Origin of the sequence: Stenotrophomonas sp. (genome assembly GCF_032056425.1) — a bacterium.
GTDB lineage: Bacteria > Pseudomonadota > Gammaproteobacteria > Xanthomonadales > Xanthomonadaceae > Stenotrophomonas.
This window is the reverse complement of record NZ_DAMBCN010000039.1, coordinates 1-11,479: the sequence shown is the minus strand read 5'-3', so window position 1 is coordinate 11,479 and position 11,479 is coordinate 1. Positions and strand designations below refer to the sequence as shown.

Annotated in this window: 9 protein-coding genes and 1 pseudogene; 5 read left to right on the top strand and 5 right to left on the bottom strand. The window is 67.2% G+C overall.

What is annotated here, in order from left to right:
- Positions 1 to 136: 136 nt before the first annotated feature.
- Together RTY46_RS18380 and yeiP are read left to right on the top strand one after the other, a co-directional pair.
- On the top strand, positions 137 to 907 hold the full coding sequence (locus RTY46_RS18380) for an SDR family NAD(P)-dependent oxidoreductase (RefSeq protein WP_312710196.1): 771 nt from the start codon (positions 137 to 139) through the stop codon (positions 905 to 907).
- A gap of 49 nt (positions 908 to 956) precedes the next feature.
- Positions 957 to 1,523 carry an elongation factor P-like protein YeiP gene (yeiP, locus tag RTY46_RS18375; protein ID WP_079221730.1) on the top strand — a complete coding sequence of 189 codons (567 nt, stop codon included), beginning with the start codon at positions 957 to 959 and terminating at the stop codon, positions 1,521 to 1,523.
- A 146-nt stretch (positions 1,524 to 1,669) separates the two neighbouring features.
- On the opposite strand, the pseudogene RTY46_RS18370 reads toward yeiP, so the two are convergent.
- From RTY46_RS18370 to RTY46_RS18355, 4 genes and pseudogenes are all read right to left on the bottom strand, one after another.
- Positions 1,670 to 1,960, bottom strand: a pseudogene (locus RTY46_RS18370) (hypothetical protein); the annotation flags it as partial.
- A 225-nt stretch (positions 1,961 to 2,185) separates the two neighbouring features.
- Positions 2,186 to 3,946 (bottom strand): DUF4105 domain-containing protein, encoded by a 1,761-nt coding sequence (locus RTY46_RS18365; protein ID WP_312710212.1) that lies wholly within the window; start codon positions 3,944 to 3,946, stop codon positions 2,186 to 2,188.
- A gap of 79 nt (positions 3,947 to 4,025) precedes the next feature.
- Positions 4,026 to 4,325 carry a DUF2388 domain-containing protein gene (locus RTY46_RS18360; protein ID WP_312710195.1) on the bottom strand — a complete coding sequence of 100 codons (300 nt, stop codon included), beginning with the start codon at positions 4,323 to 4,325 and terminating at the stop codon, positions 4,026 to 4,028.
- Positions 4,326 to 4,386: 61 nt separating this feature from the next.
- A complete protein-coding gene (locus RTY46_RS18355) occupies positions 4,387 to 5,775 on the bottom strand; it encodes an FAD-binding oxidoreductase (RefSeq protein WP_312710194.1) in 1,389 nt (462 codons plus the stop codon).
- Between the two features lie 171 nt (positions 5,776 to 5,946).
- Here RTY46_RS18355 and serA point away from each other — a divergent pair, with 171 nt between their 5' ends.
- Positions 5,947 to 7,188, top strand: coding sequence for a phosphoglycerate dehydrogenase (serA, locus tag RTY46_RS18350; RefSeq protein WP_312710193.1), 1,242 nt, complete (start codon positions 5,947 to 5,949; stop codon positions 7,186 to 7,188).
- Positions 7,189 to 7,258: 70 nt separating this feature from the next.
- Here serA and RTY46_RS18345 read toward each other — a convergent pair whose 3' ends face one another.
- Positions 7,259 to 7,873 (bottom strand): NUDIX hydrolase, encoded by a 615-nt coding sequence (locus tag RTY46_RS18345; RefSeq protein WP_312710192.1) that lies wholly within the window; start codon positions 7,871 to 7,873, stop codon positions 7,259 to 7,261.
- Between the two features lie 133 nt (positions 7,874 to 8,006).
- Here RTY46_RS18345 and RTY46_RS18340 point away from each other — a divergent pair, with 133 nt between their 5' ends.
- Together RTY46_RS18340 and RTY46_RS18335 are read left to right on the top strand one after the other, a co-directional pair.
- Entirely contained in the window at positions 8,007 to 9,482 is a 1,476-nt protein-coding gene (locus RTY46_RS18340) for an amino acid permease (RefSeq protein ID WP_312710191.1), read from the top strand.
- An 82-nt stretch (positions 9,483 to 9,564) separates the two neighbouring features.
- On the top strand, positions 9,565 to 10,992 hold the full coding sequence (locus RTY46_RS18335) for an amino acid permease (protein ID WP_312710190.1): 1,428 nt from the start codon (positions 9,565 to 9,567) through the stop codon (positions 10,990 to 10,992).
- The last annotated feature ends 487 nt before the right edge of the window (positions 10,993 to 11,479 follow it).

The following is an 11,479-nucleotide window of genomic DNA, read 5'->3' as shown; positions in this document are numbered from 1 at the left end:
TTGGCACTGCTGGAACAGTTGAGCGAGCTCGACTCTACGTAAACCACCTATCCCACCCGCCTTTGCAGCACCGCACAACAGCCAGTGCCACGGCTTCCGTTAGAATCGGCGGTTCTTGAACCTGCAGGACCTTGCAATGCAGCTGTCTTCCGTACGTGCCGTGATCACTGGCGGCGTTTCCGGCCTCGGCCTGGCCGTGGCCGAACACCTGGTCGCCCACGGTGGCAAGGTTGCCCTGTTCGATCTGAATGACGACAAGGGTGCGGCCGCGGTCACCGCGCTGGGCGCCGACAAGGCCCGCTACTTCAACGTCAATGTCAGCGATGAAGCAGCCGTGGCCGCCGCCATCGACCAGGCACACGACTTCCTGGGCGGGCTGAACCTGGCCATGAACTGCGCCGGCATCCTCGGTGCCGGCCGCGTGCTGGGCAAGGAGGCACCGATGCCGCTGGCCAACTTCCAGGGCACGGTGATGGTCAACCTGGTGGGCAGCTTCAACGTGGCCAAGGCCGCGGCCAACCGTATGCAGCACAACAGCGCCGGCGATGACGGCGAACGCGGCGTGATCATCAACACCGCCAGCGTGGCCGCCTACGAAGGCCAGATCGGCCAGGCCGCCTACTCGGCCAGCAAGGGCGGCGTGGTCGCCATGACCCTGCCGATGGCCCGCGAACTGTCGCGCTTTGGTATCCGGGTGAACACCATCGCTCCCGGCGTGTTCTGGACCCCCATGGTGGACGGCATGCCCGAGGCCGTGCAGCAGTCGCTGGCCGCCTCGATCCCGTTCCCCTCGCGCCTGGGCAAGCCGGAAGACTTTGCCAGCCTGGTCGGCCACATCATCGGCAACACCTACCTCAACGGCGAGACCATCCGCCTGGACGGCGCCACCCGCCTCGCTCCGAAGTGATTCCCCCGGGCGCCGGGATGGCGCCCACCCCCAACCGACCTAGAACACCATGAAAGCCAACGACATCAAGAAGGGCAACGTCGTCGAGTACAACAACGGCGTGTACCAGATCCGCGACATCGAGCGCAGCTCACCGCAGGGCCGCGGCGGCAACGTGCGCTTCCGTTTCATCATGTACAGCGTGCCGGGCGGCAACAAGCTCGATGCCAGCTTCGATGCCGATGACAACCTGGTCGAAGTGGAGCTGCTGCGCCGCCAGTCCACGTACTCGTACAAGGACGGCGATGCCTTCGTGTTCCTGGATGACGAGGACTACACCCCGTACACCCTGGACGCCGACGTGATCGGTGACGACGCCGGCTACATCACCGACGGCCTGACCGGCATCTACGTGCAGGTCATCGACGAGCAGCCGGTGGCGATCCAGCTGCCGGCCTCGGTCGTGCTGGAAGTGATCGAGACCCCGCCGGAACTGAAGGGCGGCACGGCCACCAAGCGGCCGAAGCCGGCCAAGCTGAACACCGGCATCGAAATCATGGTGCCGGAGTACATCGCCAACGGCGAACGCGTGCTGGTGAACACCGCCACCGGCGAATTCGCCGGCCGCGCCGACTGATTGACCTGCGCCGGGCTGCGCCGGGCGTGGCCCGGCGCTACCGCTGTTCGTAGAGTCGAGCTTGCTCGACTGCTCCATGCGTGCCAACCAAGGTTGGCACCTACCAGGAACGGGCGTGCGGTAGAAGCCGTCGAGCAAGCTCGACGCTACGGGGCGGGTGCGGCGAAGCTGCCGCAACCGTGGTACTGGCGGGTGCCCACGGTCAACATGGCCGTTGCCTCGAAATCCTGCCCGCTCATGTCGTCCTGGCACGGCGTGCGCTGGAAACTGAGCTTGATGTCGGTGCCATCACCAGCCTTGCCCACCCAGCCATCGGCGCCTTCGGTGGGCGCCGGCACCTGGAAGCGGCGCTGCCCGTAATCCACTTCCACCTGCAGACCGGGCGACGGCCCATCGACCACGGCCAACCAACCCGGCTCATTGCCGGTGGCGCGGAAAACCGGCTGCCGGCTCGTATCCGCGGCCGACGCAGGTGCTTCCGGAGCGGTACTGGACGTGGGTCGCGCCGGCTGGCAGGCGACCAGCACGGCGGCGAGGGAGACGGCCATCAAGGCGGAAACTGCACGCATGGCGTGGCTCCTTGTCGCAACTACAGGAACCCCGACCCTAGCACCGCGCTGTAAACGTGCACTGAAAACGAGCTCTGTGCGCTGACGCGCGGTTCAGACAGGCGCGTCGGCCGCAGCCGCCTGCCCGCGCAGCCGCTCGGCCAGCGCAGCCAGGTTGGCATCGATGGCGTCCATCTGCGCGCGCTGCGCCGACGACAACTGCGCGCGCAGCTGCTGGCGAAGTGCCTGCCAGGCCGGCACCGACTGCGCGCTGGCCGTTGCCACCTTACGTGCAAGCGCAGCCTGTTCTTCGGACAGGGGCAGACCGTAACCGGCATCGGCCAGCAATGCTGCGGGGCGCAGCCACTGTCCACTCTGCTGCAGCAAGCTGCGCAGTTGCGCCGTCGCCGCGCTGTCAGGCGCGGCCAGCAGGCGCCGCTTCAGCACATCGCGCGCGCGCAGCTCGGCCCGGCGCTGTGCCGCCTGTTCCAGCAACAACAGGGCCGCGGTGGCACGCATGTCGCCGCGCTGCAGCCACGGCGTCCGCTGGTCCGGCGCAAGCTTCAGCCACGCTGTCACGCTGTGCACCGGCAGATCGAGCTGCGTGGCCGCTACCGTGAAAAGCTGCTGGTAGTGATCGCGCGCAGAGGCAAAGTAATAGCCCTGCGCCTGTGCCGATGCGCGGTCGGCCAGTACTGTTTCATCCAGCGCCTGCACGCGCACCAGGCGCTTGCGCAGACCGCGCGGCGTCACCTGCGCCAGGCCCGCCTGGCCCAGGCGTGGCACGCCGGCCTGCAGCAGCTTGGCGGTTTCCACCGCGCAGTTGTTGCTGACGAAGAAATAACGGCCGTCGTAGCTCCAGTGCACCTGCGCGGTCCGTTCCAGCAGACTGGCGATCTCGTTGCGATCCAAGTGCAGCGGCAGCGACTGCAGGCCGCGCAGCTCTACCTTGGTGTATTCATCGATCACCTGCTGCAGCGGCAGCACGAACAGGCGCGAAGGATAGCCACCGGTCAGGCCACGCCAGTTGGACAACTGCACATCGCCCACGAACGCGCGGAACGACAGCACCCGGTGGTGTTCCAGGTCCAGGCGGCACTCAGGGCCCGGCGCGCGGCCCGGGCGGCAGATCACCAGCCGCAGCATGCTGTGGCCCCAGCGGCTCATGGGCTGGGCGCTGCCTTCGGCAAACAGGTAATCCACGGCGTACACACGGGCCGGGTCCAGGGCCAGCAACGAGGCCGCCCCTTCTTCACTGTCGGCCTGCAGCAGCGGCATCTCGACCGCGCACTGCGGCTCCGGCAGCGAAGGTGGGGTGCCGAAGTGCGTGCGGTACCACTGCGCCAGTGCCGGTCGACGGCAGCCAAAGTCTGCGTCCAGCACGAAGTATTCGGCGTTCACCGCCAGGTATTCGGCCGCGCTGTGGCGTTCGTACGCATCCGGGCTGCGGTCGGAAAAGGCGTTGTCACTCCGCCCCAGGTGCCACGGCCGTCGCTGCCAACCGGCCAGGTCGCGCCAGCGGGCGGTCTTGGACCACCGCCCGCCGCTGCGGTCGGCCACATGGGCCAGTTCGTGTACCAGCGCGCTGCGCCGGGCCCGGCGTGCACCGGGCGTCCCGTCATCCAGCAGCGCGCGACGCAGCGCGACAGCACCGGCGAACGCGCGCCCGTGCACCTCCTGCGGAAGGTCGTCACGCCAGCCCACCCGCACCTGCGCCGGCAGCGCCTGCAGCAGCCCAGCAGGCAGCAGGGCCTGCACATCATCCAGGGTTTGCTGGGCGGTGTGCCGCTGGGCGGCGGTCAGTCCAACCGGATCGAGCTGCAGCCGCCCGGCGGCATGCGCAGCCGGCGCCATCAGCCACGCCATTACGGCCATCCCGAGCGCTACCGCGGCGCGCCACGGTAGCGCCGGGCCCTGCCCGGCGATGCTTCCGGCCGAGCTCATTGCGCCCGCATCAACGGGCCAGCAGTGCCCGCGCCAGTTCCAGGTCGCTCTGCTGCTGTGCGCCGGCATCCTGCTCGCGCAGGTGCACCAGCGCCGCCTGCAGGCGCGCGCCACGGATCTGGCCGTCAGTGGCCACGAACGCGGCGGCATCATCGCGCGCGGCGCGCACCACCTTGTCATCGCCGGAACTGCTGCCCGACGAACCGGACGAGGCGCCGGTGGCCGAACCTGCCGAGGTGCCAGCGAAGCTGGAAGCGAAGCCGACCAGCGGCAGGGACAGCAGGGCAAGCATCAGCGCGGATCGGATCATGGTGTGCGGTTCACAGTGGACGTGGGTGAAGCGTAGCGGCATCGTGAAGAAGATGGGCGGATCAGGCGTCGAACAGCTTGCCGGGATTCAGCCGTGCTTCTGGATCGAAGGCGCGCTTGACCGCCTTCATCAGCGCGATTTCGGCCGGGCCACGGGTGCTGTCCAGGTAACCCTTCTTGACCAGGCCGATGCCGTGCTCGGCGGAAATGCTGCCATCGAAGCGTGCCAGCACCTGCGCCAGCAGCTTGGTCACGTGCTCGCACTGCGTTACGAAATCGGCGTCGCTGGTGTCATCGGGCTTCAGCACGTTGATGTGCAGGTTGCCATCGCCGATATGGCCGAACCAGACCACGTCGAAATGCGGGTAGGCCTGGCCGATCAGCCCCTGGGTTTCGGCCAGGAACGCCGGCATGGCCGAAATGCGCACCGACACATCGTTCTTGTACGGCTTGTAGCGCGCCAGCGCTTCGGTGATGCCCTCGCGCAGGCGCCACAGCTGGGCCGCCTGGGCATCGCTGGCACTGATCACGCCGTCGCTGACCCAGCCGTTGCCCATGCAGTCTTCGAAGGCGGCCATCGCGGCGGCTTCCTGCGCCTCGTCGTTGGCCGCGAACTCGGTGACCACGTAATACGGGTGCACCTCGTCAAACGGCGCCTGCGCCCCATGCGCCAGCACGTGTTCCAGCGCGCGGTCGGTGAAGAATTCGAACGCCTGCAGCTGCAGGCGCGCGCGGAATGCGGCGAACACCTGCATCAGCACGTCGAAGCTGGGCACCGCCAGCAGCATCACGTTGCTGGCCGGCGGCGGGTCGGTCAGCTTTACCGTCGCCTCCACGATCACGCCCAGCGTGCCTTCCGAACCGATCAGCAACTGGCGGAAATCGTAGCCGCTGGAGTTCTTGATCAGGCCCTTGTTGAGCTCCAGCAGTTCACCGCTGGCGGTCACCACTTTCAAGCCGGCAATCCACTCGCGGGTGTTGCCGTAGCGGATCACGCGGATGCCGCCGGCATTGGTGGCGATGTTGCCGCCAATCGAGCAGGAACCACGCGCGGCAAAATCCACCGGATAGATCAGGCCGTGTTCCAGCGCGGCGTTGTGCAGCGCCTCCAGCGGCATGCCGGCCTGCACCACCAGGGTACGGTCCACGGCATCGTAGGCCAGCGCCTTGTTCATGCGCTCCAGGCTGAGCACCAGCTCGCCATTGGCCGCCACCGCGCCACCGGACAAGCCGGTACGGCCGCCGGACGGCACCACGGCCACGCCTTCGGCAGCGCACCAGCGCATCACCGCCTGCACTTCCTCCACCGTGGCGGGCAACGCAATGACCAGCGGGGAAGGTGCCCAGCGCCGGGTCCAGTCACGGCCGTAGTGTTCCAGGTCGGCGGGATCGGTCTTCAGCTTCAGGCCGGGACAGGCCTGCTGCAACGAGGCGATGCGGGAATCGGTCATGACGGTCCAGCGCGGTGCGTGAAGAACGGGCAAGCGTGCCAGCGGCGCGCACGGGCGTCCAGTCCCGGCGGCAGGCGGCGATAGGTTCGAATGCAACCATTTCCGCACTGCACCATGACGGCGGTGATCTGGCATAGTGGGCGGCCCCTGTCCCACTGGCCGTGCCGTCCCATGTCGCCGAAGAAGACCTCGTTCCCCAAGCAGGATATCCGCGTACTGTTGCTGGAGGGGGTCAGCCAGACCGCCGTGGAGGTGTTCGCCGCCGCCGGCTACAGCCAGATCGAGGCCCACAGCAAGGCCCTGCCCGAAGACGAACTGAAGGCGCGCATCGCCGAGGCGCACATCGTCGGCATCCGTTCGCGCAGCCAGCTCAGTGCCGAGGTGCTGGCCGAGGCCAAGCGCCTGATCGCGGTGGGCTGCTTCTGCATCGGCACCAACCAGGTGGACCTGGATGCGGCCGAACTGGCCGGCATCCCGGTGTTCAACGCCCCCTATTCCAATACCCGCAGCGTGGCCGAGCTGGTGATTGCCGAGGCGATCATGCTGACCCGCGGTATTCCGCAGAAGAACGCCGAGTGCCACCGCGGCGGCTGGTCGAAGTCGGCCAGCGGCAGCCACGAGGTGCGCGGCAAGACCCTGGGCATCATCGGCTACGGCCATATCGGCACCCAGGTTGGCGTACTGGCCGAATCGCTGGGCATGCAGGTGATCTTCCACGACGTGGAAACCAAGCTGGCGCTGGGCAATGCCCGCGCCGCGGCCAGCCTGGACGACCTGCTGGCGCGCGCCGACATCATCACCCTGCACGTGCCGGAAACCGCGTCCACGCAGTGGATGATCGGCAGCACCGAGCTTGCGAAGATGCGCAAGGGCGCACACGTGATCAACGCCGCACGCGGCACCGTGGTCGACATCGATGCGCTGGACGCCGCCCTGGCCAGCGGCCACATTGGCGGCGCGGCGCTGGACGTGTTCCCGGTCGAGCCCAAGGGCAACGGCGATGTCTTCGAATCGCCGCTCACCCGCCACGACAACGTGATCCTGACCCCGCACGTGGGCGGCAGCACCCTGGAAGCACAGGACAACATCGGCGTGGAAGTGGCGGCCAAGCTGGTGCGCTACAGCGACAACGGCAGCACCCTGTCAGCGGTCAACTTCCCGGAAGTGACCCTGCCCGAGCATGCCGACAGCCTGCGCCTGCTGCACATCCACCAGAACGTGCCCGGCGTGCTGTCCAAGGTGAACGAGATCTTCTCGCGCCACAACGTGAACATCGACGGCCAGTTCCTGCGTACCGACCCGAAGGTGGGTTACGTGGTGATCGACATCACCGCCAGCGAAGAGCAGGCCAGCGCCGTGCGCGACGAGCTGGCTGCGATTGCGGGCACGTTGCGGACGCGCATTTTGTATTGACCCTGGCGCCGCGCCATCCACGCATGGCGTGGATCTACCGGTAGCGCCGGGCCATGCCCGGCGGAATGCATCAACGCGCCAACCACCGGCGCGCCATGCGCTGCATCGATGCGTCCGATTGCGGATCTGCCGCGACCTCGGCCACCGGCCGCCAGGCCAGCGCCAGCGATTCCTCGCTCAGCACGAAGGCTTCACCGCCCAGCGCACGGATGACGAAACGCACGTCGTAGTGCCAATGCCCCGGCACGTCCTTGCGCTCCGGAATCCAGTGCTTGTCCAGGTCGAAGATGGCCGGGTCTTCCAGCACCAGGCCGGTCAGGCCGGACTCTTCCTCGCCTTCCTTCAGCGCCACATGGGCGAGGTCGCGGTCGCCATCGGCATGCCCGCCCAGCTGCAGCCAGCGCTGCAGCTTGCGGTGATGGGTCAGCAGCACCCGCTGGCCGTCAGCGCTGACCAGCCAGCAGCTGGCGGTGAAGTGCCCGGCCAGACGCTCGCGCCGGAACGGATCTTCCGGATCCTCCAATAATGTGCCGAATTCGGCAGCCAGCTCGCCGTGGGACGGCTCCCGGTCAGCATATTCCTGCAGCAGGCTGCGCAGCCGATCATCAAGCACGGCAAGGGATTCGGCGGATTCGTTCATGAATGCGGGGCGATCTGGAAAACATCGGCCATTATCGCCGTTCATTGTTGCGATTGCGCTTGTGCGGTGGCTTCAGCTTTGGCTAAGGTACAGCGGGCCGTTCGCGCGGTCTTCACCATTCCAGGCCGCCGGCAACGTATCGGCGGCCCTCCCAAACCGATCATCAGGAAAGTTCTGCATGCTGAAAGCTCTGTTGAGGGTCAAGCCGGTACAACCGGCCGGGCACGTCGATGCTGGCGAACCCATCGAAGGCAGCCTGGACGGCGAAGCCACGTTGAAACGGACCCTCACGGCTAAACACCTCATCCTGCTGGGCGTAGGTGCGGTGATCGGCGCAGGTATCTTCGTGCTCACCGGCCAGGCCGCGGCCAACCACGCCGGCCCAGCGGTGATGCTCTCGTTCGTGCTGGCTGGCTTCGCCTGTGCCCTGGCGGGCCTGTGCTACGCCGAATTCGCCGCGATGATGCCGGTGTCCGGCAGCGCCTATTCCTATTCCTACGCCACCCTGGGCGAAGGCATGGCCTGGTTCATCGGCTGGTGCCTGGTGCTGGAATACCTGTTCGCCTCGGCCTCGGTGGCCGTGGGCTGGTCGGCGTACCTGATCAGCTTCATCACCACCACCCTGCACATGCCGTTCCCGGACCTGCTCAGCGCCGCGCCCATCGCCTGGACCGGCAGCGAATTCGTATCGTCGGGCAAGCTGTTCAACCTGCCGGCGGTGCTGATCGTGGCGGCCGTGTCGGGCCTGCTGTACGTGGGCGTGACCCAGTCCGCGTTCGTCAACGCGATCATCGTGGCGATCAAGGTCACCGTCATCTGCCTGTTCATCGGCATCGGCGCGGCCCATGTCGACCCGGCCAACTGGCAGCCGTTCATTCCGGAAAACACCGGCGTGCCGGGTGAGTTCGGCTGGAGCGGCATCTTCCGCGCCGCCACCATCGTGTTCTTTGCGTACATCGGCTTCGATGCGGTCTCCACCGCCGCCGGCGAAACCAAGGACCCGCAGCGCAACATGCCGATCGGCCTGCTCGGTTCGCTGGCGGTGTGCACCATCGTCTACATCATCGTCTGCGCCGTGCTGACCGGCATGATGCCCTACCACCTGCTGGGCACCGACAAGCCGGTGGCCACCGCGCTGGAAGGCTACCCGCAGCTGGCCTGGCTGAAGACCGCCGTGGAAATCGGTGCCATCGCCGGCCTGTCCTCGGTGGTGCTGGTGATGATGATGGGCCAGACCCGCATCGCCTACACGATCTCCCGCGACGGCCTGCTGCCCAGGCTCTTCGGCAAGGTCCACGCCCGCTTCCGCACGCCCTATGTCGCCACGATCGTGGTCGGCGTCATCGCCGCCGCGCTGGCCGGCCTGGTGCCGCTGAACGTGCTGGGCGAGCTGGTGTCGATGGGCACTCTGCTGGCCTTCGCCACCGTCTGCATCGGCGTGCTGGTGCTGCGCTATACCAAGCCGGACATCCATCGCCCGTTCCGCGTGCCGGCGGTGTGGATCATCTGCCCGCTGGGCGCGGCCACCTGTCTGTTCCTGTTCTGGCAGGCGTTCGTGGTGCACTGGCACCTGTTCGTCGGCTGGACCGTGCTGGGCCTGCTGATCTACGTGGGTTACGGCATGCGCAACAGCAAGCTGGCCAAGTCGCCCTGATCGCCCTACGGGCCGGCCCTGCGCCGGCCCGTCCGTTTTCCCCCGCGCCGCCTCGAACGGCGCTTCGACAAGACCGACACACATGTTCAAGCAACTGTGGGCCACCAAGCATCCGCATGCCGCCCATGAAGACGCCAACGGGCTGAGCCTGCGCCGCCACCTGGGCCCGTGGGGCCTGACCGCACTGGGCATCGGCGCGGTGATCGGCGGCGGCATCTTCGTCATCACCGGCCAGGCCGCGGCCAACCACGCTGGGCCGGCCATCATGCTCTCGTTCGTGCTGGCCGCGATCTGCTGCGCGTTCTGCGCCCTGGCCTATGCCGAGTTCGCCGCGATGGTGCCGGTGTCCGGCAGCGCCTACACCTACACCTACGCCACCTTCGGCGAACTGTCGGCCTGGTTCATCGGCTGGATGCTGGTGCTGGAGTACGGCGTTTCGGCCTCGGCGGTGGCGGTCAGCTGGACCGGCTACTTCCTCAGCTTCCTCAGCCAGTTCGACATCCATCTACCGGCTGCGCTGGTCAGCGCACCACTGGATGCGCAGCTGCGCCCAACCGGTGCCATCGCCAACATTCCCGCCGCCATCCTGGTGCTGCTGCTCACCTGGCTGTGCTACGTGGGCATCAGCAAGTCCTCGGCGATGAACATGGCCATGGTGATCCTCAAGACCGGCCTGATCGTGCTGGTGATCGTGGTCGGCTGGAAGTACGTGGACACCAGCAACTGGACCCCGTTCATCCCGGCCAACGAAGGCCCGGGCAAGTACGGCATGGAGGGCGTGCTGCGTGGCGCGGCCATGGTGTTCTTCGCCTACATCGGGTTCGAGGCGGTTTCGGTGGCAGCGCAGGAATCGCACCGCCCGCAGCGCGACATGCCGATCGGCATGATGCTCTCGCTGGTGATCTGCACCGTGCTGTACATCGCCATGGCCGCCGTGATGACCGGCCTGGTGCCGTTCCAGCTGCTGGGCACCGACGAACCGGTGGTGACCGCCGTGGCCGCGCATCCGCAGCTGGGCTGGCTGCGCTGGGTGGTGGAAGTGGGCGCCCTGATCGGCCTGGCCTCGGTGGTGCTGGTGATGGTGATCGGCCAGCCGCGCATCTTCATGATCATGGGCCGCGACGGCCTGCTGCCGCCGGTGTTCACCAAGATCCACCCGAAGTACCGCACCCCGCACATCAATACGGTCATCACCGGCATCGGCATCGCCCTGCTGGCGGCGCTGTTCCCGCTGGATATCCTGGGCGAGCTGACCTCGATGGGCACGCTGATCGCCTTCGCAGCCGTCTGTGCAGGCGTGCTGATCCTGCGCCGCACCCAGCCCGACCTGCCGCGCCCGTTCCGCATTCCGGCGGCCTGGCTGGTCTGCAGCCTGGGCGTGATCAGCTGCCTGGCCCTGCTGTCGGCGATGACGCTGCACAACTGGATGCTGATGGGCGTATGGACCATCGTCGGCTTCGTGATCTATTTCGGCTACGGCTTCAAGCACAGCCGCCTGCGGGGTAAGTGAGGGTTTTTTTGCTTGCAGGGCCTGCGGCCCTGCACCCGCTCTTGAAGCCAGAGCAACGGCAAGAGCGGGTGTAATGGTTTGGCGGGGCGGGTTGGGTTCGCGGGGGACGCCGTGAATCCGTCCCTGGAGGCTTAGCCGCGCCATCCATGGCGCGGATACCCCCGCGAACCCAACCCGCCCCGCCCCTGACAGTCTCCCGGTGCGTCCGGATGATTCACGGCATGCGTGGATGGACGCTGTCTGGGAGATGCGCCTGTGGTAGATCCACGCCATGCGTGGATGAACTCTTTCCGGCGAACGACGCCCCTGTAGAGCCGAGCCATGCTCGGCTGCGAGCAAGCGCAGCGCCGCGACCCGCTTTCCGCTCTTCCTTCTTCACTCCGTAGCTGGCGCGCACGGAACCTGTCCGTGGCCGGGCGGGTGGGCTGTGCAGGGGTGTCCGCGGCATGGATGCCGCGGCCAAGCCCCCATGGTGAAGTGACCCCCG